We start from the raw sequence: 22,720 nt of genomic DNA on the forward strand, positions 1-22,720 counted from the left end.
TTCGCATCATAAGGGAGTGGAGCACAAATGATCAAGCAAAAATTGTTTATCAACGGAGCATGGGTGGAAGCCGCGGCTTACACCCCCCTTTTTTCCCCGTATACCGGAGAGAAGATCGCAGAAATTCCGATGGCGACCGCAGCCGAAGTGGATCGGGCGATTGAGGCGGCGTACCAGGCCCGAGACACCATGGCGAAAATGCCGGCGCACCAGCGTGCCGCCATTTTGGAGAAGCTGGTGACCCTGCTGGAGAAGCGCAAGGAAGAAGCGGCGGTCATCATCGCGCGGGAAGCGGCCAAACCGATTACGACAGCCAGAGCAGAGATACAGCGCACCATCACGACGTACAAGTTTGCCGCAGAGGAAGCCAAGCGCATCCACGGGGAGACAATTCCCCTGGACGCGGCCCCGGGCGGCGAAGGGCGCGTGGCGTATACCACGCGGGAGCCGTTGGGCGTAATCGGAGCGATCACCCCCTTCAACTTTCCGATGAATCTGGTCGCCCACAAGGTGGGGCCCGCTATTGCAGCAGGCAATACCGTGGTGTTGAAACCGGCGCCGCAGACGCCGCTGTCGGCGTTTTTCCTGGCCGAGCTGCTGCAGGAAGCAGGACTGCCGGACGGCGCGCTGAACATCGTTACGGGCAGCGGCGAAGTGGGCCAACAGATCGTCGCCGACGAGCGCGTCAGCATGATCAGCTTCACCGGCAGTGCCGCAGTCGGCAAGGCCATTCGCAACCAGGCCGGGTTAAAACGCGTGGTGCTTGAACTGGGCTCCAACGCGGCCGTGATCGTCGACAAGGGCGTCACCATAGACAAGATCATCAATCGCTGCGTGACCAGCGCGTTTTCCTACCAGGGGCAGGTGTGCATCTCGCTGCAGCGCATCTATGTCCACGAGGAGGCGTATGAGGAGTTTGTGGAAAAATTCATCGCGGCGGTCCAGACGTTGAAGGTGGGCGATCCGCTTCTGCCCGAGACGGACATCTCCGCCTTGATCGCCCCGCGCGAAGTACAGCGGGTCCTCGGCTGGATTGACGAAGCGGTGCAGCACGGCGCCAGGGTGGCGACTGGCGGTACGGCAGAGGGCAACTGCCTGCTGCCTACGGTGCTTCTGGATGCGGCGCCGACGTTGAAAGTGTCATGCGAGGAAGTGTTTGCCCCCGTGGTGTTGATCAACAAGGTCGCATCCGTCGAGGAAGCCATCGAGCTGGTCAATCATTCAAAGTACGGGCTGCAGGCGGGCATCTACACGGAGAATCTGCACACGGCGTTTGAGGCTGCCGAAAAGCTCCAGGTGGGCGGTGTCCTCATCAACGATACGCCTACCTTCCGCGTCGACCACATGCCGTACGGCGGTGTCAAGGAAAGCGGGTTGGGCCGTGAAGGGGTCAGGTACGCGGTGGAAGAGATGACGGAAAGCAAACTGGTGATTTTCAATCGCCTGTAGCAATCGACAAGCCAATTTCATAGCAGAGGTTGAGCCGATGCCTGCATGCAGGTATCGGCTGTTTTGTTCTGTGGGGGAAGAGCTGTCTTTCTTCTGCGGCGGTCTGGCGAAAAAATCCGTTAACGCTCCGGGCGCTAACGGATTTTTTGGGGGATTACGAGGCGTTCTGGTTTTGGTGTTCCACTTCGGTTTCGCCAGCTTCATGAGCAAGCGCGGCGGACTTTCGCTTGAACAGGAAGTAGGAGGCGACGACGAGAGCGGTGATCAGCATCGTCAGGTAGAGCTGGGATCGCATGGATTCCATGAAGAGCATCGACACCAGAATGAGCACCATGGCGGCGATGGTCAGGTAGGTGAGATAGGGAAACGCCCACATTTTCAGCGTGAGGGCCTGCGGATTTTCCCGCTCCAGTTTTCTTCTAAGCCGCACGTGCGACACGGCGATGACCAGGTACACCAGAATGGCGATGGCACCGGACGCGTTGACCAGAAAGAGGAAGATCTTGTCCGGAGACACAAAGTGAAAAATCGCGCAGAGATAGGAGAAAAAGGTGCTCGCCAGGACGGCGCGAACGGGAACCCCGTTTTTGTTTACCTGCAGCAGCGAGCGCGGTGCGTTTCCTTTGCGCGCCAGGGAATACAGCATCCGCGAGTTGGTGTACAGCGCGGAATTCAAGCAGGACAGAACGGAGACGAGCACGACCACGTTCATGATTTGCGCGGCTGCCGGGATGCCGAGCATGTCCAGCATCGTGACGTACGGGCTCTTCAGCAGGTCGGCGGCGTTCCAGGGCAGAAGCATCACCAGAATGGCGACAGAGCCGATGTAGAAGAGCAGAATGCGCCAGATCACGCTTTTGATGGCGATGACGACGGATTTTTCCGGGTTGGGTGTTTCGCCTGCCGCGATGGCGGCGATTTCCGCTCCGAAAAAGGAGAAGACGCAGACGACGATCCCGACGAATACGGACGAAGCGCCATTGGGCAAAAATCCGCCCTGTCCCAGGAGGTTGGTCAATCCCGGCGAGGGGATGGCAGGGATCAGATTGAACAGAATGGCAGCCCCGATACACATGAACAGGCTGATCGCCACCACTTTGATCATGGCAAACCAGTATTCAAATTCGCCGAACGACTTCACGGACAGCACGTTGGTAATGGTCAATAACACGGTCAGAATGAGACTCAACAACCAGACCGGCACGGACGGAATCCAGCCGTGAACGATGGCGCCGCCTGCCGTCGCCTCAATGGCAATCACAATGGCCCAGTAAAACCAGTACAGCCAGCCGATCGTATAGCTTGCCCAGGGCCCCAGCGCCTGATGGGCATAGGTGGAGAAGGAGCCGCTGTCCGGATTGACGACAGCCATTTCTCCCAGCATGCGCATGACCATTACCACGAGCAGCCCGGCCAAGGCATACGAGAGAATGGCGCCTGGACCTGTGGAATTGATCACCGAACCGCTGCCGACAAACAATCCCGCACCGATTACTCCGCCAATCGAGATCATCGTCAAATGACGCGGTTTCAACTTCTTTTGCAAGGTGTTGCTTTGCTGTTGGGACATGTGGTTCCCCCCTTGTTGGTATGTGTCAAACACCTCGTAACCTGATTCAATCATGCTGCATCGACATATCCTCCTTTATTTGTGCCGCGCTTATATTCAAGTATGCAAACATTATACCAATTTGTATTTTTGGAAAAATAGAATCTGATTGCAAAGATTCATTCATTTTTGAATGATTATCTTTCATTTTTGAATGACAGTGTTGAGATGGAGGGAAAAATTTGTTTACAGAAAAAGTAAAAATATGTTATAAGTGCAAGTGGTAACAAAATCCAGATTTTAATAGTGAAGGTATTGCAATCTGTAATCTTGAGTTGCTAGATTAGCAGCCTCAACAAGTCTGAATACTGAAAGTAAAGCGATGGATTGGGAGATTATCATTCCTTCTCGTGAGTGGGTTAAAGTAATGGTAGGGCGTAACATATACAGTTACGCCCTTTCCTGCCATGTTTTTGGTAAAAAATAAGGAGGATAACATGCGCTTAACCATTGTAGAAATGGACGAATTTTATATCGCAGGGATTGAGATTGGATTGGGGGTTGACTGGGATGAATATTTTGAAGCCCCCGACCCTGTCTTGTCAGAGATTGACCATGTGATTAATCCTCATGTCTTTTATTACTTTTCCATCGGAGAAAAAGAGATTTTCGGCAAGCAAGTCAGTTCCATAGAGAATCTGCCGGAGGGATGTGTTGCAGCAAAAGTACCTGCGGGTCTTTATGCCAAAGTGCCTGATTATCAAGACATCTATGTCCACGATATGTTTTCGATGACGAATTACATACTCGGTAATGAGGACGATTGCAGCGAGTATCGAAAGTTTGTATTGGGAGCAGGCGGCAAGTATCATTCGTACACTTATAATTTAGTCGAATACTCGCCAGATGTCGTGAATGTGCGGCAGATCCCCGTCTTGCCCGAAGCGAGGGCCAAACAGCTTCGCAAACAGTACATCGAAACATATTTCGATGTGGACAGCGACCAAATTCGCAGGTTTCTCTATAAAAGATATGAAGCAATACACACTGGATTACCTTGGCACAGTGGATACCTTTGGGAGTTTCTGAGTGAAGTGGCTCTTGACAACATGCAGGGGATGAGCCTGGAAGACGCGACCAATTATTTGAAGAGCAAACAAGAGCTGCTGTTTTTCTGGGATGCAACAAGCCCGTTAGGGAGAGAGTTTGCATCCGGCAAAGTGTTTACGATGGATGCCGAAAAATTGATGAAATCGTACACGCGCTTCACTTTTGATATGTACCTGTTTGACTCTACGCTGGACTGGACGATTGTTTTTGCGCACGAAGAAATTAGCGATGAACCTAGCGATTGCTATCTGATCTATCGGAGTGATATTGAGAAAAAGAGCTGAATGAAAGGGGCTGTCCCGTGAAAAATGGCAGGGGAACAGCCTTTTGCATTGTAAATGGCAGGGAAATGAGGAGAAGTATGTTGACAATTGATCCCCCCTCTGCAAAAAAGTAAGAATACGACCCCGCCATACTGCACAGGAATTGGCCTTTCGACTCATATGGTTTTGGATTGCAGTTCATGTATGATGAAGTTATGGCGTGTTTTGGAAAAAAGCAGGTCAAAAGAAACAGAAAACGGATGAGGGGTCGCCACATGCAGGGGAAAAACAAACGTCTATACCTTGGAATCGCACTGCTGGTTGTCATTGTGTTGGGCTTTTGGAGCTATCGGTTGCTGGGGCCTATTGCACTGGCCGAAGGATACATGTACGAAGACAACAGCCGGATGGTGTACGCGAAGGCAACAGCGGAAAATGACCAGGTCAGCGTTGAAGTAACCTTGACCAAGCTGCTCGTCGAGGATACGATTCCGCGCTTGCAGACTGAGACAAGCGTCTGGACGGGCACGATGGAAAACAATACGCTTACGCTTCAAGAAAAGACGACGAGCCAAAAGCTCCAGGCCAAGCTGAGAAGAGACGGACTGCTGTTCCAGGGGCCGCTTGCGCAAGGCGAGCCGGCAGAAATCTTGCTCGCGGCCAGCAACAAGCAGGCGTACGACGACAAGCTGGCGGTGTGGACGAAGAACGTCGAGCAGGAAGCTGCACAGAAGAAAAAAGAAGTGGAGGAGCAGCGGGCCAAGGAAGCAGCGCGCGTCGAGTTCGCCAAAAAGGTCGAGCGGACGGAGAGGCTTACGGCCGATATGCTGGAGAGCGCCCAATATTTGCAGGAGATCCAGTTCGCAGAGGAGCTGCAGTTTTCCAAAGATCAGGTCGTCGAGCTGCAAGGACTTTTGGACGAGCTGACTGCATATGCGAAACAGCCTGGTCTGAGCAAAACGGACTACGACGTGATGGCCGGGACGCTTAACAACATGAAGGTGCTGGTCGACGGGATCAATGCCATGGACGGCACGATCGAGCAAAAGAAAAAGCGCATGCAAGACATAATTGCCGTGCTGGAGACGGATATGAAAGACGCGCAGGCGGTGTGGGAGGAAATCAAGGCGAGCGTGACAGATATAGAGAAGCGGGAGAAAGCGTTGACGGAAGCGGTCAAGGCAGGCTCCGAAGCGATCGCGCAGGCAAATGAGCGGCTCAGTGCACTGGGAAATGAGCAGGCTGGCGTCAAAGCCTCCGCAGACAAGCTCTACCGGCAGGCGGCAGCCGTGCTCGAACAGACGAGGGCCAAGTACGGCTTCTAGTACAGATAGTCGAATGGAAAAAAGCTCAGCTTTCCGACGGCTCGATGCAGCGGAAGGCTGGGCTTTTTTGCAAACTAGAGTCAACCAGACGGTAATCCGGTAAAAAGCAAACTGTGATTTTGTTATTTTCAGATCGGTTTTGTTGTATTATCCTTAAACGTATACATTCGCCTTTGTAGCTTGATCGGGAGGTTTTTTATGAGAGTCTATGAAAGTATTACAGAGCTGATCGGAAATACGCCTCTCGTTCGCCTGAACCGGATCGTCCCGGAAGGAGCGGCAGAGGTTTGGGTGAAGCTGGAAAAATTTAACCCGTCCGGAAGCGTCAAGGACCGCGCGGCGTACAATATGATCGCGGCCGCGGAGGCGGAAGGACTGATTCGGCCGGGGGACACGATCATCGAGCCGACCAGCGGCAACACGGGGATCGGCCTGGCGATGAACGCTGCGGCCAAAGGATACCGGGCGATACTGGTCATGCCGGACAACATGTCCAAGGAGCGGATCAACCTGTTGAAGGCGTATGGCGCCGAGGTGGTGCTGACGCCGAGCGAGCAGCGCATGCCGGGGGCGATCGCCAAGGCGCTGGAGCTGCAAAAGGAGATTCCGGGCAGCTTCATCCCGCAGCAGTTTGAAAACAAGGCGAACCCCGATATCCACCGGGTCACGACTGCCCGCGAAATTTTAGAGCAGACGAACGGACAGCTCGATGCCTTTGTCGCAACCGCGGGCACAGGCGGAACGATCACGGGGACGGGCGAAGCCTTGCGCGAGCAGCTGCCGGAGCTGTACATCGCTGTCGTCGAGCCAAAAGGCTCCCCCGTCCTGTCCGGCGGCAAGCCTGGACCGCACAAGCTGGTCGGGACCAGTCCGGGCTTCATCCCGCGCATTTTGAATACGGACATCTACAATGAGATCATCCAGATTGCAGACGAGGACGCGCTGGACTGCATGCGCAAGCTCGCCGCGCTGGAGGGGATTTTGGTAGGCCCGTCGTCGGGAGCATCGGTGTACGCCGCCATCACGATTGCCAAACGGCTTGGAGCAGGCAAGAGGGTCGTCTGCATCGCGCCGGATACGGGCGAACGGTATCTGAGCATGAACTTTTTTGAATAAGGGGCATGTTAATGAGGCCGTCCTGTAGGGGACGGCTCATTAACATGTTAGAGAGTTTCGACGGAATCTTGCAAAAGTTGCACGATCTGATGGGGAAAAGAATCGTGCTTTACCCCAAGAAAACGGTTACTTATAATGAGACTCAACCAACGCTGACAAGATTCGACGGGAAGGGGGAGGTAAGGTGCAGTTGACCTCGCGTTCCCGCGCGCTCCTGAAAGTGCTGCTGGACAGCACACGGCCGATGAAAATCCGGGAAGCGGCGCGCGATTTTCGCGTCAGCGAGCGGACGATCAAGTACGATCTGGAAGCGATCCGCACGTGGTTGAAGGAGCGCCACGTCACCCTGCACTCCCAGCCGAACAAGGGCATCTGGATCAGCGAAAACGAGGAAAAGCGGGCCCGCCTGCGCCGGCACCTGGAGGGATGGGGTCGGAGCGATTGGGTCCTGCATCAGAAGGAACGGGCCAAGCACCTGGCGCTCATGCTGCTGCTCGCCGACGGGTACGTGCGGCTGAACGATCTGGCGGACCGGATGGCGGTCAGCCGCAATACGGTGATATCCGACCTCAGAGAAGCGGAGAGCTTTCTCGCAGGGTGGGGGCTGGAGTTGATCAGCAGGCCGCGCTATGGAGTCAGAATATTCGGAGAAGAGCGGTCGGTGCGCTTTGCCCTGGAGTGTCTCCTGCACGATCTCCTGGAAGGCGACGAGATGTTCCGGCTGGTGCAGCGGGTACAGGGAGGCGCGGCGGACATCGCTGCTGCTGCCGATGAAGCAGGCCCCCTCGTGGAACAGCGGCTGCTCGGCGAAGAGGAGATTCGCCTGATCGATCAGGCGGTGCGGGAGCTGATGGCGCAGTTGTCGTTTGCCGTGACGGACCGGACGCTGATCAGCCTGCACATCCGGCTGTGCATACTCGTGCACAGGGTACAAAAGGGGAAAGTCCTGACTGCCGATGAAACAACCATTCAAACCGCGCAAGGATGGAGCGGCTACCCCTTGTTCGCGCAGACGGCCAACCGGCTGTTTGCTGCCTTGCGACTGATGGTCACACCCGACGAGCTGGCGTACGGCTGCCTCCCCCTGCTGGGGGTGGATTACCCCTTGACGGCTGTGCGCGGCAGCAGCCCGGCTCCCGACATCTACGACGTCACCATCCGGCTGACGGAAGCGGTCAGCCAGGCGATGCAGGTGCCGTTTGACGACGATCCCGAGCTGCACGAGCACCTGTTTGCCCACCTGACTGACAGGATCATGCGCTACCTGCAGGGGGTGCTGTACCCCAATCCCCTAACCAGCGAAATCTGCCGCTCGTATCCGCGGATGTTCGCCGCGGTCAAGCGGGCATGCCAGGACGTGCTCTGGCCGAGCGGCATCTGTCTGCTCGACGCGGACATCGCTTATATCGTGCTGCACTTTCAGGCCGCCTGGGACCGCTGGATGGAGCAGAAAAAGGTGAATGTGCTGGTCGTGTGCGGTACTGGACGGGGCACGGCCCGGTTCCTGAAAACCCAGTTGGAGGCGGAACTGAAAGGGCTGCGCGTCGTCGGCCTGTGCGGCAGTCTGGAGGTGGAGAAATACCTGGCCAGCCGCAAAGTGGACCTGATCGTCAGCGTTTTGCCGGTCAAGGCGGACGTGCCGGTTGTCGTCGTCAACGCTCTGCCCACCCGGCACGATCTCGAAAAAATTCACGACTGTCTGCAAACGATCTCCGCACAACCGTCGGCCGATTCGGCTGCGTCCGGAAGTGGCGGAGGGCCGCGGCGAAGCGATCTCTGCGCCGACCTTCACGAGCGTGACCTGCCGGTGGTGGAGCGGCTGTCGCAGGACGTGATCTACAAGGGATTCGAGCTGAGCCAAGCGATTACCGCGGCGTTTCGCGAACACTTGACCGAACAGGCGGCAAGCGGTCTGATGCTCCACATCATGCTAATGGTCAACCGCTTGACGTTTGGCTCCTCCTACGTGGAGTGGCAGACGGAAGCGGAGCCGGAGGGAGAAGACTATGCCGCATGGCGCAAAACGCTGAAAACGCTCGTGGAAAACGCCGGGCTTGCGGTGCCGGAGAGCGAGATAACGGCAATCATGCGATATTTTTCAGGGAAAGGGGTGACAGAGAGTGACAATTGATTTGCTCATCCAGGGAGGGCGGGTGATCGATCCCTCCCAGTCGATCAACGGACGGTATGACATTGCCATCAGCGGCGGGAGGATCGCGGCGCTGGCGGAGCCGGGACGGCTGCCGGCGCAATTGGGCGGCGCCAGGAAGACGCTGGATGCCTCGGGGACCATCGTGACGCCAGGACTGATCGACCTGCATGCCCATGTATTTCCGGGGCGGACGCCGCTCGGCATCGAGGCCGACCGCGTAGGGATCGAACAGAGCGTTACCACGCTGGTGGACGCGGGCAGCGCCGGAGCCCGCACGTTCGCAACCTTCCTGGACGAAGCTGTCAAACCGGCCGGGACCCGCGTGCTTGCGTTTCTCAACATTGCCGGCGAAGGATTGTGCGGCGGGCTGTCCGAGCTGGCGGACATGGACCGGCTCACGCCGCGGGAAGCGGTGGCGCTCATCCGGGAGCAGCCGCTGATCCGCGGTATCAAGGCGAGAATGAGTGCGTCGGTCGTCAGGGAAAACGGCATCAAGCCTCTGCTCGTCGCTAAGGAAGCGGCCCGGGAAGCGGGCTGTCCGCTTATGGTGCACATCGGAAACGCACCGCCGGCACTGTCGGAGATTTTGCGCGTGCTGGATGCCGGCGACGTGGTGACCCACGCGTTTCACGGAAAAGCGGGCGGCATCCTGGACGAACGGGGCCGGCTGATTCCGGAAGCGGAAAAGGCACTGGCGCGCGGCGTGCTGTTTGACGTGGGGCACGGCACGTCCAGTTTCAGCTTCCGCACCATGCGGCAGGCGCGGGCGCTCGGCCTGGCGCCGCATACGATCAGCACCGACATTTACCGGCAGAACGCGGCGGGACCGGTACACAGCCTGACGACCACGATGACGAAGTTTGTGGCGCTCGGCTATTCGCTGGAGGAGGTGATTGCCGCTTGTACGGCAGCGCCTGCCGCCGTTTTGCGAATGACGGATGAAATCGGGACGCTGCGGCCGGGTGCAGTGGCCGATCTGAGTGTGCTGGAGCTGACAAACGTCCCCGTCGTCCTGACAGACTCGGAACGAGAGCAGCTCACGGCGGAGGAGTCGGTTACAGCAAGGCTGACGATTAAAGCAGGAAAGGTACTGACATGCAGATGATCAAGGCAATAGTGCAGGAAGTGGCGGAACAGTTGGAAGCTAACTTATCTGAAATTTCTGAATTAAACAACCTGATGGCAGCAGCTCTTGACGAGACGACCCGTCTGGGATTAACAGTCTCCCGTGACAGATGGCTGGCGATGGGCGTGCACATGCTGGGATTTTTGCGGCGGATGCGAAGCGGAGAGACGCTTCCGCCCGTGGAGAAGGAGCTGTATGCGGAGATCCCGTCCGAGATGCTGCATCTCGCCGGACGCGTGCTCGCCGCCGCCGGATCAGCACGGGAAGCCGGGGATGCGGAAGTGTTTTTAATGGCCGTCCATTTTGAAGCGGCACGGGCGCTGCAGCAGGAACAACCGTAGCAATGGAGGAGGGTATGCGAATGGCAAAGGTAAAAGTGGTGATTGGCGACCGGTTGGGCAAGGGCCACAATGTGGCAAAAGGCGTGGAAGCGGCGGGGGGCTTGGCGATCCTGATACCCGGCGTCGGCGCGGACATGAAAGTGGGGGACGTGATGTACCGGGAAAACGCTGATTTCGGCCTGTCGTTTTGCGGCAGCGGAGGCGCAGGGGCGCTGACCGCGAAGACGAAGTACGGCTACCCGGTCGAATACGGTCTCAGGTCTGTGGAAGCGGGCATTACCGCGCTTCAAAACGGCAGCAAGGTGATCGGATTCGGGTTTATGGACACGGAAGAGCTGGGCAGACGGTTGACCGAAGCATTCATCAAACTGGCGGGGAGGTAGCCTATGTACACGGAAGTGACTCGCACGCTGAGACTGACGGGGAGCGCGGAGACCAAAGAAGGGGCGTTCAACAGGATTTTCGCCCAGATCAAGCACGCGATCGCGCGGGAGACGTCCGATCTGGTGGTGCGGATTGAACCGCTCGCGGTCGAGGTGGTGTCCGCGACGGAGACGTCATACCGGGAGCGGCTGTTTGGCCTCTTTTTTCCGCGCACCCGCACGCGATACGAGATTACCGCAGACGTAAGCGTCCGGCTGGGACTTGTTCGGCTGCAGGAGATTCCGTTCCGGCAGCAAAGCGAGCAGCCGACCGGCGTGAAGCAGCTGCTCGGCCAGCGATAGAAAGAAACAGGGGGAACGTTCATGGTGACATGGATGATTGCGTTGAAATCGATGGTAATCGGCGCACTGGTCGGCTTCGGCGTGGGAGCGGGGGCGGCCCGGATGTTTCACGCACCGAACGTGCAGGGAATGGGGGCGTTTCGCACTTTTGGCGAACTGAACGCCTGCGCCGGTGACCCGATCTCCCACTTTTCGTTCGGATTGGGCTTCTTCTTCAATTCCTGGGCGTCCGTGGTCGGGGCCGGCGCGCTGACCCAGGATGTGGACCACCGGATTTTGCCCAACTGGACGGCAGCCCTTCTGCTGTGGAAAAACAAAAACGTGGAGGAGACTTTGCACGACCCGAAAAAAATGGCGATCGTCGGGGCAGTCGTCGGTGCAGTCGTCGTGACGCTGCTCAATTCGACAGCGACGGCCATTCCCCAGTCGATGCAGCTGGTGGCGACGAAAGTCCTGGTTCCGGCCGCCAACTGGCTGATCAATCCAATCATGCCGATCGTCTTCTGGATGGCTGCGATGGATGCGGGAAAACGAACCGGCGTCTGGGGCACCGTTCTCGGCGGGTTTTCCCACCTGGTCATGGGCAACGCCGTACCGGGCATTGTGCTCGGCATCCTGATCGGCAAAGGCTTGGACGACAGCGGATGGAACCGGATTACCAAAACCCTGGTGACGGCCGTGGTGCTGCTGTTTATCCTGAGCGGGTTCTTCCGCGCATTTGACGTGGCGCTGTTAAAGAGCATCCAGGTGGACGTTCCGCAGTGGCTGATTGATCTGCATGAGATGTTTGGATCGGTGGTGAACAAGTGATGAATGAAGGTCAGGCAAAAGGTTTCTGGTATTCCGAGTGGGCGTTTCCGCTCTTCGTCGCGTGCCTGTCTTCCGGGATTTTTGCCGGGACTCATCTGTATTATGTGTATCACGTTGGAGCTTTCAACGACATCGCCATCGTCGCCATGCTGGAAGCGGGGATAAAAGGCGGCGGGTATGGAGCGGCAGCTGCGTTTGGCGCCAGCTTCCTGTTTGCCCGCGTCCTGGAAGGGCCGCTGGTCGGCATCCTGGACATCGGCGGTTCGCTGCAGACGGGCATTGGCATCGGCGTTCCGGCGCTGATGCTCAGCGCGGGCATGACGGCCCCGCTGCTTTCGTTCCCGCTGGCACTGGTAACGGGAGCGCTGCTGGGACTGATCATCGGCGCGGTGATCGTCCTGATCCGCACGTTTACGATCAACGCGGCCAAGTCCACGTTTGGCGCCGACGTGATGATGGGAGCGGGCAACGCAGCCGGACGCTATCTCGGTCCGCTGATCGTCATTTCTGCGATCATGGCGTCCATACCGGTTGGCATCGGTGCCACCATCGGGGCAGCCGTTTTCTACTACTTCAAAAAACCGATTGCCGGCGGGGCGATCATCGGCGCGATGATTTTGGGAGCGATGTTCCCCATCCCGCCGCAGTGACGCCTTTGGCCCAACACACCGGGAAGGAGGATGCTGCAACCAAATGGGCATCTACCAATCATACGGTCTTAGACAGGTAATCAACGCCAGCGGCAAAATGACGGCGCTCGGAGCCAGCGCCGTCCATCCCGCTGTCGCCCAGGCGATGGGCGAGGCAGCCATGGACTACGCGGAGATCGCCGAGCTGGTGAAAGCGGCCGGCAAAAAAATCGCCGATGTGACGGGAGCGGAAGACGGGTGTCCGACATCCGGCGCGGCTGCGGGCATCGCCATTGCCGTCGCCGCCGTCATCGCCGGCCGCAATTTGCGTCTGATCGAACAGCTGCCGGACTCGGAGGGGCTGCGCAACGAGATCGTGATTCAAAAAGGGCATGCCGTCCACTTCGGGGCATCGGTACGGCAGATGATTGCCCTCGGCGGCGGGAAGGTGGTGGAAGCGGGTCACGCCAACCACGTGGAGGAAGCGCACCTGCGCGAAGCGATCGGCGAACGCACGGGGGCGCTGCTGTACGTCAAGTCCCACCACGCCGTGCAGAAAGGGATGCAGCCGCTGGAGACGATGATCGCCCTTGGCAGGGAGTACGGACTTCCCGTTATCGTGGACGCCGCCGCGGAGGAAGACCTCCGGCTGTACATCGCCAAGGGAGCGGATGCGGTCATTTACAGCGGCGGAAAGGCAATCGGTGGGCCCACCTCCGGGTTTGTCTGCGGCAAAGCCGAACTGATGGAAGCCTGCCGCGCCCAGTACAAAGGCATCGGCCGGGCGATGAAGGTAGGTAAGGAGGCGATCGTTGGCCTGCTGGCAGCTCTTGAGCGGTACGAATTGGCCAGCAAGGACGCCGGAGAGCAGCTTCAGCTGGTCGAACGGCTCGTCGCGGCAATCAACGAACTGCCGGGACTCCATGCCGCCGTGGTGCAGGACGAAGCGGGGCGCGCCATCTACCGTGCGCAGGTAAAAGTGGACGAGCGGACGGCAGGGATGACAGCCCATGAGCTGATTCGCCTCCTGGAAGCGGGCGACCCGGCCATTTTCACCCGCAATCACTACGCCAACACGGGCGTGATTGCCTTTGACCCGAGACCGCTGCGCCCCGGACAGGAAGCGATCATTGCAGCCCGCCTCCGGGAGATTTGGAGCAACAGAAAGTGAGGGAGCACCCATGTCAACGAACAAGCCAACCATCCGACTCAATGTTCTTGCCAAACACGTGGAAAACGCCAGGGGGATTTTGGAAGCAGCCGAGGGCCGGGTGCTTATCGGCGTGATGGTAAAAGCGTACCCTGACGTTGATGCCGCCGCTGCCGCCGTAGAGTCGTTCCAGCGCGCCGGCGTGCCCGTTTCCGTGGGTTTGGGGGCCGGCGACCCGACCCAGTGGAACAAGGTGGCTGAGGTGGCCGCACGGACAAAACCGGCCCATGTCAACCAGGTGTTTCCCGCCGCCGGCTACACACTGGGCTGCCTGCAGCAGGCAGGGAGCAGCGATACAATTGTCAACGCGCTGATCGCCCCCAGCGGCACACCGGGCCGGGTCATCATATCGACCGGCCCCGTAAGTGGGACCTGGCAGGAGACCGTCTCCTGCGAGGCGGCTGCGGCGATGCTGGCGGAGATCGGCGTGCATTCAGTCAAATTTTACCCGGTGAACGGATGCCAACGCCTCGACGAACTGCGGGCGATGGCTCGCGCGGCAGTGCGCTGCGGTCTGTCCGTATTCGAACCGACCGGAGGCATCGACGCATCCTCCATCCGGCGTGTGGTGGAAACCTGCCTGGAGGAGGGGGTCCAACACGTGATTCCGCACATCTATACCTCCATCGTCGACAAGGCGAACGGGCTGACCAGGACGGACCAGGTGAAAGAACTGATCGCCGCCCTGCCGCAGGTGTAACACTTGCAAAGAGAGATTGGGAGTGGAATGTTTCATGTTGGAAAAACAAGTGATTGTCACCCTTCCCCAAGGGCTGCATGCCCGACCGGCGTCCGCATTTGTGCAAACGGCTTCCGTTTTTGCCAGTGACATCGGTCTGCGCAAAGGCGGGAAGACGGCAAACGGAAAAAGCATCATCAGCATCATGTCGCTGACCGTTGCCCAGGGTGAGCAGGTGACCCTGACCGCTGACGGGCCTGACGAGCAGCGGGCGCTGGAGGCGTTGGAAAAGCTGCTGACGATGGCGGTCGAGCAGCAGCCAGGCGCTCATTCGTAAACGAGATCAGGTAACAGGCAAAGCGTGTCAGCCAGCCAGCTTTCGTTTCGCGGTGCAGGCTGCTTCCTGTTCCCAAAAGCGCCTCGTTTCCGCCACGACGACGCCGGAGAGACCGATCAGGCCGATCAAATTGGGCACAGCCATCAGCCCGTTCATAATGTCAGACAGCGCCCAGACGAGGTCCAGCTTCAGCGTTGCACCGACGCTCACCATCGCCACAAAGACGAGGCGGAAGTAACGGCCGGAATCCTTGCCCGCCAGGTATTCGAAGCACTTTTCGCCGTAGTAGGCCCAGCCGAGAATGGTGGAGTAGGCAAACAGGATGACGGCGACGGCCAGCACGTAGCTGCCGGCCGGGCCAAATACGGTCTGGAATGCGTAGGTCGTCGCCTCCACTCCTGATTTGCCCGTTTCCCATGCGCCGGTCGTCACCAGGGCCAGTCCGGTAATCGTACAGACGATGATGGTGTCGAGAAAGGTGCCTGTCATCGAGACCAGCGCCTGCTTGGCCGGCGTGTCGGTCTTGGCGGCAGCGGCCGCGATCGGAGCGCTGCCCAGCCCCGCCTCATTGGAAAAGACGCCGCGGGCCACTCCTTTTTGAATCGCCATCGCCACCGTGGCCCCCAAAAAGCCGCCCGTGGCCGCCGTCCCGTTGAAGGCCCCTTCGAGAATGATGGATACCGCCTGCGGCACCCGGTCCAGGTGGAACAGGACGACGCAAATGCCGGCGGCGATGTAAAACAGGGCCATGAACGGCACGAGAACACTGGTCACCTGGCCGATCTTGCGCACGCCGCCCAGCACCACGAACGCGGTGAACAGCGCCAGGGCCACGCCGGACGCGAGCGGGGGAACGGCGAAGTTCAAATGCAGCGCGTCCGCCACCGAGTGGGCCTGCACCATGTTGCCGATCCCAAACGAAGCCAGCGTGCCAAACAAGGCAAAGAGCACAGCCAGCCATTTTTGCTTCAATCCCCGTTCGAGGTAGTACATCGGGCCGCCGGAATAGCGGCCGTCCGCTTCGCGAATCCGGTAGGTGACCGCCAAAATGGCTTCGGCATACTTGGTGGCCATGCCGAACAGGGCAGTAACCCACATCCAGAAGATGGCGCCGGGACCACCCGTGGCGACGGCAGTGGCGACACCTGCGATGTTGCCCATCCCGATGGTGGCGGCCAGCGCTGTCATCAGCGCCTGAAAGTGGTTGATATCCCCAGGCGAGCCGCTCTCCTGCCGGCCAAAGGCCAGCCTCAAGGCATACCACAGTTTGCGGAACTGCAATCCTCTCAACCTCACTGTCAGCATTACGCCCGTGCCCACCAGCAGCACCAGCGTGGGCAGTCCCCATACGTAACCGTTGATTACATCCAGCCAATGCAGCAGCTTGTCCATGTCGTTTCCTCCTTGTTTGTCGTACAAATCTGCGTACAAAAGAAAAAACATTTCATCGCGGATGAAATGTTTCTGGAGCGGGCATGGACACGCAAAACGGCCCGTTCATGGGGAATCAGGGGAGCAATAAGCCCCTTGCGCCATTCCGGTCGTTTTGCAGCTGTCGTTCGCTCTGTCCTTTTACCTGAGAGATTCATTCGCATTGCTGCGAATTTGCTCCTTCGGTGCCCGTGCCCCTCGCCGATGCGGGTAGGGGGGTCTCTCCAGAGGTTCGTCCCCATTCAGTTTCACTTGTTGCCAAGACCTGAGAGTTTCGGGATGTGCTCCCTTGCCCCGTCGGTAGATCGTTTCCGATCTTTTCCTGAATGGTTCATCCGATCTCATATGCAATTTGACAGAAAAAATATATAGCTAAATTAAACTTCTGTCAATCTTGTGAAATGTTTCGAACGTGTCCCATATTCCAGGTCTAAGTGACAGCTCCCCGCAATACGTTATAACAATGAACAACACGCTGCCCAAGATGCGCCTAAAAAAGAGACAACCCGTGCGGGACTTCGCTGAAGACCGCAGCTGGCAGCGAGGAGGGATTTGTGCATGCTGCATATCGTCGCCTGTATCAAACAGGTGCCGGACACGAAGGTTATCAAGATGAACCCGAAGACGAACACGATGGACCGATCCAGCGCTCCAGCCATTCTCAACCCGTATGACGCCCACGCCGTGGAAGAGGCGGTCCGGCTGAAGCAGCGCTACGGCGGCACTGTCTCCGTGCTGACAATGGGACCGCCGCCGGCCGTCAAGGCGATCCGCAAGTGCATCGAGATCGGTGCGGACGAGGGCTACATGATTACCGACCGGGCATTCGCCGGGGCGGACACGCTGGCCACCAGCTATGCGCTGACCAAGGCGCTGGAGAAAATCGCCAAGCAGAAGCTGATCGATCTGATCATCTGCGGCAAGATGACGATCGACGGCGACACCGGGCAGGTGGGGCCGGGCATCGCCAGACGGCTCGACATACCGCCGCTGACCAATGTGAAAAAGGTGGTGGAGATCAACAAGGAGAAGGGATACGCCATCGTCCACCGCAAACTGGAGGACGGGTACGAAGTGGTCCAGTCCACGCTGCCTTGTCTGTTCTCCGTGGAAAAGGAGATCAACGAGGTGCCGTACTCTCCGCTTCCCAACATGCTGCGCGCCGCCCGCTACCAGCCCGTCATCTGGTCCGTCAACGACCTGGAGGACGTGGATCGGAGCCTGCTGGGGCTGAAAGGTTCACCCACGATCGTCGCCAAGGTGTGGCCGCCGGAGAAACCCAAGGGGGGCGAAAAGCTGCAGGGCAGCCCGCGCGAGCAGGTGAACCGGCTGATGGAAATCCTGGCGGAGAAGAAGGATTTGTTTCGCGCAAAGGAGGGACGGGCATGAACCTGGAGGAGTACCGCGGGGTCTGGGTGTTTTTGGAACAGCAGGACGGCCGGATCGCCCCGGTGTCGCTGGAGCTGCTGGGGGCGGGGCGAAAGCTGGCTGACAAGCGGGGTGTGCCTCTTTCCGGCTTGCTGATCGGCGACCAGGTGCGTGAACTGGCGATGGTCGCCTTCCAGTACGGAGCGGACGTCGTCTATCTCTACGATGACCCGATTTTTCACTACTACCGGACCGAGTCCTACATGCGTGCCGTGATCGCATGCGTGCAGAAGCACAAACCGGAAATCCTGCTCTACGGAGCCACGTCGACCGGCAAGGATTTGGCCAGCGCCGTGGCGACCGATCTGGAGACGGGGCTGACCGCCGATACCACGATGCTTGACGTGGATCAAGAAACGGGCCTGCTGGAAGCCAGCCGTCCGGCGTTCGGCGGCAACATCATGGCGACTATCCTGTGCAAAAAGCATCGGCCGCAGATGGCCACCGTCCGGCCCAAGGTGATGAAGGCGCTGCCGCCCGATCCCAATCGTACAGGCCAGATTGTGGAGGAGCGGATTCCCCTGCGGGAGGAAGAGATCCGCACCAAAGTGCTGAAGATCGTCCGCGAAACCAGCAGGAGAGTGCGGCTGGACGAGGCGGACATCATCGTCGCCGGCGGCAAGGGGATGGGCAGCAAGGAGGGCTTCCAACTGATCCACCGCTTCGCCGAGGCAATCGGCGCGACGGTCGGGGCCAGCCGGGATGCCGTCGAGGCGGGATGGATCGATCACCAGCATCAGGTGGGGCAGACCGGGGTGACGGTGACGCCGAAAATCTACTTTGCCATTGGCATTTCCGGAGCGATTCAGCACCTGGTCGGGATGCAGAACTCCGGATTGATCATCGCGATCAACAAGGACCCGGACGCGCCGATCTTTCAGGCGTGCCACTACGGCCTCGTCGGTGACGCGTTTGAAATCGTCCCGCTCTTGATCGAGGCGCTTCAGGCGGAATCGGACAAGGAGGTGCAGTATGGCGGAAAAGTTTGATGCAATCGTCGTCGGGGCCGGACCGGCGGGCACGGCGTGCGCCTACACGCTGGCGAAGGCCGGTGTCAACGTCCTGCTTCTGGAGCGGGGCGAATATCCCGGCTCCAAAAACGTCATGGGTGGAGTGCTCTACCGCAAAATGATGGAGGACATCATCCCCGGCTTTTACAAGGAAGCGCCGGTGGAGCGGCCGATCGTGGAGCAGCGCTTCATGATGCTGGATGAACAATCGGCGCTGACATTCAGCTACAAGGGGTTGGAGTGGGCGAAGGAGCCGTACAACAACTTCACCGTGCTGCGCGCCAAGTTTGACCAGTGGTTTGCCGACAAGGCAGTGCAGCAGGGGGCCCTGCTGGTAAACGAAACGGTCGTGCGGGAGTGCATCGTGGAAGACGGCAAGGTGGTGGGAGTACGCACCGACCGGCCGGACGGAGAGGTGTTCGCTGACGTGGTAGTGTTGGCCGACGGGGTGAACTCGCTCTTGGCCAAGTCGCTCGGCTTCCACAAGGAATTTCGGCCTGACGAAGTGGCCCTCGCTGTCATGGAAGTGCTCAAGCTGGACCGCAAGATCATCGAGGACCGCTTTAATCTGGAAGGGGATCAGGGCTGTACGATCGAAATCTTCGGCGACTCGACCAAAGGCATTCTCGGCACCGCCTGGCTGTACACCAACAAGGACAGCCTCAACATCGGCGTAGGAGCAATGCTGTCCGGTCTGATCAAGCATAAGATCAAACCCTATGCACTGCTGGACTACGTCAAGAATCACCCGATGATCCGCCCCTATATCCAGGGCAGCGAACAGCAGGAGTACCTGGCCCATCTCATCCCGGAGGGCGGCTACCGCTCCATGCCCAAGATTGTCGGTAACGGCGTACTGGTGGTAGGGGACGCAGCCCAACTGGTCAATGCGATCCACCGCGAGGGCTCCAACATGGCGATGACCTCGGGTGTGCTGGCGGCGGAAGCGATCCTGGAGGCCAAAGCGGCGGGAGACTTTTCCGAAAAGACGCTGGATACGTACCGCAAAAGACTGTTGGACAGCTTCATTGGCCAGGACCTGAAAAAGTATCAGGACGCCACGCATCACTTTGAACGTTCTCCCCAGTATTTCGAGCGATATATTCCCATGATGAACCGGGCGGCCAGCCAGATGTTTACCGTGGACGGCAGTTCAAAGTGGGAGAAGCAAAAGAAAATCTGGCGTGATCTGGGCACGGCCAGGGAGAAATGGAAGATGGCCCGCGATCTGATGCAGGCATGGAGGGTGATGAAATGAGGAAAGAGCTGCCCGCAGGCCAATCGATCGAGGAAAAGCAGTACCTCGTCCGCTTCAAGGCAGACACCAAGTCACACCTGCACGTGCTGGATGCGGACATCTGTGCCACCAAGTGTCCTGACAAGCTGTGCACGATTTTTTGTCCGGCCGAAGTGTACAAGTGGGAAGGTGTGCGCATGCATGTGGGGTACGAGGGATGTCACGAATGCGGAAGCTGCCGGATTGGCTGTCCGTACGAAAACATCAAGTGGGAATACCCGAAAGGCGGTCACGGGATTATTTTCAGACTGGGGTAATGGACGGTGGAACATGTTTAAGCCGGGGGAATGCGTTGTCTACACCCGTGACGGAGCCAGAGGAATCGTCATCGCGGTGAACGGGGAATGGTATCAAATATTCTGGGAGGACACCTTTGTCAGTTGGGAAAAAGCGGAGGTGCTGATGAAAGCGGAGCAGCTTTCCTGACGACAAAAAAGCGGGAGCCACGGCTCCCGCTTCCCAACTTTTCCATATACTGTTTCGAGACTGTGAAGAGATGGGACATGCCCGGTCAATCAAGACCAACGTCACTCAATAAAGGATACATCTGAGCGGCGTCACCTGTTTGCCGTGGATGCGAAAACATCCCAGAACCGGCTGTTGTCCGGCAAGGGACAGGACCAGATAGGCAGTCTCCGGATAACAGGCGTGCTCGATATCGTACGGCGATGGATAAGCGGGAGCGGCCGGATGAGAGTGGTAGATGGCGACAAGACGTTCCCCTCTCTGTTCCATTTGGGCAAAGACCTGGCGAATCTGTTCCTCTCTCATGGAAAACGAGAAGGGGCTTTTATCGGCGTTCTCCATCTTCCAAATGGTCTCCGCCCGTCCGCATCTCCCCGACAGCAGTCCACATGCTTCATAGGGCTGTTCAGCAGTGCAGTGGACAACCATCTCTCGCCACACATGATAAGCCAGCGGCAGGACGATGCCTATGGGACTACGGCTTGAAACGCCTCCCGCAGCAACCGCCCGATCTTCGTTGCGGCAACGATTTGACCACGTGCGACTTGCCCCATCCGGTATGTCCTGGAGGGGATACGTGCTGCTGACTGTTGCTCGGAAGATGGGGGTGCGTGTGGACAGGCCTCATTTGCCGTTGTCTGTAGAGTGCGCGGATCTGATCCGGTGTCATGAAAATCCCTTCCTTTCCTTCGGCGTATACTATGATGTATTCGTCGGCGGAAAGGAAGGGAACGGCGGTTGCACATCGGAGTGCAGTCGGGGAAAGGACGGGCGGTCTGGGTGCATGGTTACGCGTTTTTAAAGGGATTAAAGGCAGTGACTGCAGACGTGTTGTGCGGTTTGAGAAAAGAGGCGTGAGCGCTGTTGGACGGCAGTCTCAACACGGGCGTGCCGCCCGCTGCCAGTTGCTGTTGCTGGGCAGCAGCAGGGGATTCCATCCCTTTTTTGCTTCGCGATTCGCGTGACTGGTAATCGTGGATGGCCTGCCGGTACTTTTCTTCTTTTTTCTGCAAGTCTTTGATCGTCTTCTTCAACTCCTGGCGTTCCCGCTGCCATTCCGCTTCCTGCGCCTGCAAGCGGGCGATCACTTCTTCCTTCTCCTTCAGCTGCTGCTGATAGGTTTCTTCCCGCTCCGATTGAGTCGATGCGTGTATCAATTTTTGCTGTAATTCATCAATCTGCTGCTGCCATTCTGATTTCTCGGCCTGATGGCGGGCGATGATGTCGTCCCGCTGGTGAAGCAACTGCGTCAGCGCTTCCTCGTTTTGCCGGGAAGATTCAAGCTGCTGCGTCAGTTCTTCAAGCGCTCCCCGCCATTCGGCTTCTTTTGTCTGATAGCTGGCGATGGTCTCTTCCAGCTGCTTGATGCGCTGGGCATCGTCGGCTGTTTGTTGGTGGTACTCCTTGACCTCTTGGTTCAGCAACTCCCATTTTTCGCTCCACTCCGCCTCTTTGGCCTGATAGCGGGCGATGATGTCGTCTCGCTGGTGAAGCTGCTGCGTCAGTTCTTCAAGCGCTCCCTGCCATTCGGCTTCTTTTGTTTGGTAGCTGGCGATGGTTTCTTCCAGCTGCTTGATGCGCTGGGCATCGTCGGCTGTTTGCTGCTGGTGCGCCTTGACTTCTTGGTTCAACAACTCCCATTTTTCGCTCCACTCCGCCTCTTTGGCCTGATAGTAGGCGATGATGTCGTCTTTTTGCTGCAGCAGCTGCGCAACGTCCTCTGAAAGCATCGCCCCCTGGGCTTCCCTTACGATTTCCCTCCACTCTTCCAGGGTTTTCTGCCATTCCGCCTCCTTTTCCTTGTAATAGGCGATGGTTTGGTCCCGTTGTTCAAGCAGGGCAAGCTGACTTGCCTCGAGTTGTTCAAGCTCGTGCACCCGGTCTTTCAGTTCGGCCACCACGCGGTTCAATTCGTCTGCCCTGCGCTGTTGCTCTGTCAGTGATCGTTTTACCTGTTCCAGGTGCTGGTTGTGCCATTCTTCCCGGTCCCGCAGTTCCTTCAGTTTTTTGCTGGCAAGCTGTAGTTCTTCGTAGTGCTGGTTCGCTTTCGCTTCAAAAAACTGCGCTTGCCGCTTCAGCAGGAGAAGCTTTTCCTTCTCCGGCTTCGCTTTGCTGGAGGTCTTTTTTTTCAGCACCGTACGTTCCTCCTTTGCAGTGTGTGTTCCCCTATAGACATATGTAAGGGAGCGGGAAGTGTGAAAAAGCGGAGAAGAGTTAGGCTGTTACGGGTGAGTATATGTTTCACTTAAAACAGAAACGGGAGAAGAG

Annotated in this window: 23 protein-coding genes and 1 riboswitch; of the genes, 19 read left to right on the forward strand and 4 right to left on the reverse strand. The window is 58.0% G+C overall.

Annotated elements, in window-relative coordinates:
• Window positions 1–27 precede the first annotated feature (27 nt).
• The gene (locus tag IRT44_RS11120; protein WP_171566416.1) at window positions 28–1,449 is read left to right on the forward strand and encodes an aldehyde dehydrogenase family protein; all 1,422 of its coding nucleotides are present in this window, start codon (window positions 28–30) and stop codon (window positions 1,447–1,449) included.
• Window positions 1,450–1,603: 154 nt separating this feature from the next.
• Here IRT44_RS11120 and IRT44_RS11125 read toward each other — a convergent pair whose 3' ends face one another.
• A complete protein-coding gene (locus tag IRT44_RS11125) occupies window positions 1,604–3,019 on the reverse strand; it encodes an amino acid permease (RefSeq protein ID WP_171566415.1) in 1,416 nt (471 codons plus the stop codon).
• A gap of 476 nt (window positions 3,020–3,495) precedes the next feature.
• On the opposite strand from IRT44_RS11125, the gene IRT44_RS11130 reads away from it, so the two are divergent.
• The 13 genes from IRT44_RS11130 to IRT44_RS11190 all read left to right on the forward strand — a co-directional run bounded on the left by IRT44_RS11130 (window position 3,496) and on the right by IRT44_RS11190 (window position 14,821).
• Window positions 3,496–4,392: a GyrI-like domain-containing protein gene (locus tag IRT44_RS11130; protein ID WP_230076664.1), complete on the forward strand. Its 897-nt coding sequence runs from the start codon at window positions 3,496–3,498 to the stop codon at window positions 4,390–4,392.
• Window positions 4,393–4,646: 254 nt separating this feature from the next.
• Window positions 4,647–5,696, forward strand: coding sequence for a lipocalin/fatty-acid binding family protein (locus tag IRT44_RS11135; RefSeq protein WP_230076665.1), 1,050 nt, complete (start codon window positions 4,647–4,649; stop codon window positions 5,694–5,696).
• 198 nt (window positions 5,697–5,894) lie between these two features.
• Window positions 5,895–6,812, forward strand: coding sequence for a cysteine synthase A (cysK, locus tag IRT44_RS11140; protein WP_171566412.1), 918 nt, complete (start codon window positions 5,895–5,897; stop codon window positions 6,810–6,812).
• 184 nt (window positions 6,813–6,996) lie between these two features.
• Window positions 6,997–8,943: a BglG family transcription antiterminator gene (locus IRT44_RS11145; RefSeq protein WP_230076666.1), complete on the forward strand. Its 1,947-nt coding sequence runs from the start codon at window positions 6,997–6,999 to the stop codon at window positions 8,941–8,943.
• Entirely contained in the window at window positions 8,933–10,069 is a 1,137-nt protein-coding gene (locus IRT44_RS11150) for an amidohydrolase/deacetylase family metallohydrolase (RefSeq protein WP_212133071.1), read from the forward strand. Before IRT44_RS11145 ends, IRT44_RS11150 begins: the two co-directional genes overlap by 11 nt.
• Window positions 10,060–10,431: a hypothetical protein gene (locus IRT44_RS11155; protein ID WP_230076667.1), complete on the forward strand. Its 372-nt coding sequence runs from the start codon at window positions 10,060–10,062 to the stop codon at window positions 10,429–10,431. Before IRT44_RS11150 ends, IRT44_RS11155 begins: the two co-directional genes overlap by 10 nt.
• A gap of 20 nt (window positions 10,432–10,451) precedes the next feature.
• Window positions 10,452–10,814: a glycine-rich SFCGS family protein gene (locus IRT44_RS11160; RefSeq protein WP_230076668.1), complete on the forward strand. Its 363-nt coding sequence runs from the start codon at window positions 10,452–10,454 to the stop codon at window positions 10,812–10,814.
• Window positions 10,815–10,817: 3 nt separating this feature from the next.
• Window positions 10,818–11,156 carry a DUF4312 family protein gene (locus IRT44_RS11165; RefSeq protein ID WP_171566407.1) on the forward strand — a complete coding sequence of 113 codons (339 nt, stop codon included), beginning with the start codon at window positions 10,818–10,820 and terminating at the stop codon, window positions 11,154–11,156.
• Window positions 11,157–11,177: 21 nt separating this feature from the next.
• Window positions 11,178–11,966, forward strand: coding sequence for a DUF4311 domain-containing protein (locus tag IRT44_RS11170; protein WP_212133070.1), 789 nt, complete (start codon window positions 11,178–11,180; stop codon window positions 11,964–11,966).
• A complete protein-coding gene (locus IRT44_RS11175; RefSeq protein WP_230077879.1) occupies window positions 11,966–12,616 on the forward strand; it encodes a DUF4310 family protein in 651 nt (216 codons plus the stop codon). The genes IRT44_RS11170 and IRT44_RS11175 overlap by 1 nt, the downstream gene beginning before the upstream one ends.
• Before the next feature lie 43 nt (window positions 12,617–12,659).
• Window positions 12,660–13,766, forward strand: coding sequence for a DgaE family pyridoxal phosphate-dependent ammonia lyase (locus tag IRT44_RS11180; protein ID WP_230076669.1), 1,107 nt, complete (start codon window positions 12,660–12,662; stop codon window positions 13,764–13,766).
• A 10-nt stretch (window positions 13,767–13,776) separates the two neighbouring features.
• Window positions 13,777–14,505 (forward strand): KDGP aldolase, encoded by a 729-nt coding sequence (locus IRT44_RS11185; RefSeq protein ID WP_230076670.1) that lies wholly within the window; start codon window positions 13,777–13,779, stop codon window positions 14,503–14,505.
• Between the two features lie 34 nt (window positions 14,506–14,539).
• Window positions 14,540–14,821, forward strand: coding sequence for an HPr family phosphocarrier protein (locus tag IRT44_RS11190; protein ID WP_171566402.1), 282 nt, complete (start codon window positions 14,540–14,542; stop codon window positions 14,819–14,821).
• 27 nt (window positions 14,822–14,848) lie between these two features.
• Here IRT44_RS11190 and IRT44_RS11195 read toward each other — a convergent pair whose 3' ends face one another.
• Complete coding sequence (locus tag IRT44_RS11195) at window positions 14,849–16,213, reverse strand: alanine/glycine:cation symporter family protein (protein ID WP_230076671.1); 1,365 nt, start codon at window positions 16,211–16,213, stop codon at window positions 14,849–14,851.
• 162 nt (window positions 16,214–16,375) lie between these two features.
• Window positions 16,376–16,490, reverse strand: a riboswitch (glycine riboswitch).
• A gap of 320 nt (window positions 16,491–16,810) precedes the next feature.
• On the opposite strand from IRT44_RS11195, the gene IRT44_RS11200 reads away from it, so the two are divergent.
• From IRT44_RS11200 to IRT44_RS11220, 5 genes are read left to right on the forward strand one after another with little or no spacing between them, the layout of a single operon-like run.
• Window positions 16,811–17,641, forward strand: coding sequence for an electron transfer flavoprotein subunit beta/FixA family protein (locus IRT44_RS11200; protein ID WP_230076672.1), 831 nt, complete (start codon window positions 16,811–16,813; stop codon window positions 17,639–17,641).
• Window positions 17,638–18,669: an electron transfer flavoprotein subunit alpha/FixB family protein gene (locus IRT44_RS11205; protein WP_230076673.1), complete on the forward strand. Its 1,032-nt coding sequence runs from the start codon at window positions 17,638–17,640 to the stop codon at window positions 18,667–18,669. The genes IRT44_RS11200 and IRT44_RS11205 overlap by 4 nt, the downstream gene beginning before the upstream one ends.
• Complete coding sequence (locus IRT44_RS11210; RefSeq protein WP_171566398.1) at window positions 18,653–19,948, forward strand: FAD-dependent oxidoreductase; 1,296 nt, start codon at window positions 18,653–18,655, stop codon at window positions 19,946–19,948. The genes IRT44_RS11205 and IRT44_RS11210 overlap by 17 nt, the downstream gene beginning before the upstream one ends.
• Complete coding sequence (locus IRT44_RS11215) at window positions 19,930–20,244, forward strand: ferredoxin family protein (RefSeq protein ID WP_171566397.1); 315 nt, start codon at window positions 19,930–19,932, stop codon at window positions 20,242–20,244. The genes IRT44_RS11210 and IRT44_RS11215 overlap by 19 nt, the downstream gene beginning before the upstream one ends.
• A gap of 13 nt (window positions 20,245–20,257) precedes the next feature.
• Window positions 20,258–20,413, forward strand: coding sequence for a hypothetical protein (locus tag IRT44_RS11220; protein ID WP_230076674.1), 156 nt, complete (start codon window positions 20,258–20,260; stop codon window positions 20,411–20,413).
• A 105-nt stretch (window positions 20,414–20,518) separates the two neighbouring features.
• On the opposite strand, the gene IRT44_RS11225 is transcribed toward IRT44_RS11220, so the two are convergent.
• Together IRT44_RS11225 and IRT44_RS11230 are read right to left on the reverse strand one after the other, a co-directional pair.
• Entirely contained in the window at window positions 20,519–20,881 is a 363-nt protein-coding gene (locus tag IRT44_RS11225; RefSeq protein ID WP_171566395.1) for a M67 family metallopeptidase, read from the reverse strand.
• 359 nt (window positions 20,882–21,240) lie between these two features.
• The gene (locus IRT44_RS11230; protein ID WP_230076675.1) at window positions 21,241–22,587 is read right to left on the reverse strand and encodes a hypothetical protein; all 1,347 of its coding nucleotides are present in this window, start codon (window positions 22,585–22,587) and stop codon (window positions 21,241–21,243) included.
• Window positions 22,588–22,720 lie beyond the last annotated feature (133 nt).

Origin of the sequence: Brevibacillus sedimenti, assembly GCF_020923495.1 — a bacterium.
Classification (GTDB): Bacteria; Bacillota; Bacilli; order Brevibacillales; family Brevibacillaceae; genus Brevibacillus; species Brevibacillus aydinogluensis.

Excerpts from the sequence above, each read along its gene's own strand:
- IRT44_RS11135 (WP_230076665.1), top strand. The coding sequence starts at position 4,647 with ATGCAGGGGAAAAACAAACGTCTATACCTTGGAATCGCACTGCTGGTT.
- IRT44_RS11220 (WP_230076674.1), top strand. The coding sequence starts at position 20,258 with ATGTTTAAGCCGGGGGAATGCGTTGTCTACACCCGTGACGGAGCCAGA.
- cysK (WP_171566412.1), top strand. The coding sequence starts at position 5,895 with ATGAGAGTCTATGAAAGTATTACAGAGCTGATCGGAAATACGCCTCTC.
- IRT44_RS11165 (WP_171566407.1), top strand. The coding sequence starts at position 10,818 with ATGTACACGGAAGTGACTCGCACGCTGAGACTGACGGGGAGCGCGGAG.
- IRT44_RS11155 (WP_230076667.1), top strand. The coding sequence starts at position 10,060 with ATGCAGATGATCAAGGCAATAGTGCAGGAAGTGGCGGAACAGTTGGAA.
- IRT44_RS11175 (WP_230077879.1), top strand. The coding sequence starts at position 11,966 with ATGAATGAAGGTCAGGCAAAAGGTTTCTGGTATTCCGAGTGGGCGTTT.
- IRT44_RS11170 (WP_212133070.1), top strand. The coding sequence starts at position 11,178 with ATGGTGACATGGATGATTGCGTTGAAATCGATGGTAATCGGCGCACTG.
- IRT44_RS11185 (WP_230076670.1), top strand. The coding sequence starts at position 13,777 with ATGTCAACGAACAAGCCAACCATCCGACTCAATGTTCTTGCCAAACAC.
- IRT44_RS11120 (WP_171566416.1), top strand. The coding sequence starts at position 28 with ATGATCAAGCAAAAATTGTTTATCAACGGAGCATGGGTGGAAGCCGCG.
- IRT44_RS11225 (WP_171566395.1), bottom strand. The coding sequence starts at position 20,881 with ATGGTTGTCCACTGCACTGCTGAACAGCCCTATGAAGCATGTGGACTG.
- IRT44_RS11215 (WP_171566397.1), top strand. The coding sequence starts at position 19,930 with ATGGAGGGTGATGAAATGAGGAAAGAGCTGCCCGCAGGCCAATCGATC.
- IRT44_RS11130 (WP_230076664.1), top strand. The coding sequence starts at position 3,496 with ATGCGCTTAACCATTGTAGAAATGGACGAATTTTATATCGCAGGGATT.
- IRT44_RS11200 (WP_230076672.1), top strand. The coding sequence starts at position 16,811 with ATGCTGCATATCGTCGCCTGTATCAAACAGGTGCCGGACACGAAGGTT.
- IRT44_RS11160 (WP_230076668.1), top strand. The coding sequence starts at position 10,452 with ATGGCAAAGGTAAAAGTGGTGATTGGCGACCGGTTGGGCAAGGGCCAC.
- IRT44_RS11210 (WP_171566398.1), top strand. The coding sequence starts at position 18,653 with ATGGCGGAAAAGTTTGATGCAATCGTCGTCGGGGCCGGACCGGCGGGC.
- IRT44_RS11190 (WP_171566402.1), top strand. The coding sequence starts at position 14,540 with ATGTTGGAAAAACAAGTGATTGTCACCCTTCCCCAAGGGCTGCATGCC.
- IRT44_RS11180 (WP_230076669.1), top strand. The coding sequence starts at position 12,660 with ATGGGCATCTACCAATCATACGGTCTTAGACAGGTAATCAACGCCAGC.
- IRT44_RS11205 (WP_230076673.1), top strand. The coding sequence starts at position 17,638 with ATGAACCTGGAGGAGTACCGCGGGGTCTGGGTGTTTTTGGAACAGCAG.
- IRT44_RS11125 (WP_171566415.1), bottom strand. The coding sequence starts at position 3,019 with ATGTCCCAACAGCAAAGCAACACCTTGCAAAAGAAGTTGAAACCGCGT.
- IRT44_RS11195 (WP_230076671.1), bottom strand. The coding sequence starts at position 16,213 with ATGGACAAGCTGCTGCATTGGCTGGATGTAATCAACGGTTACGTATGG.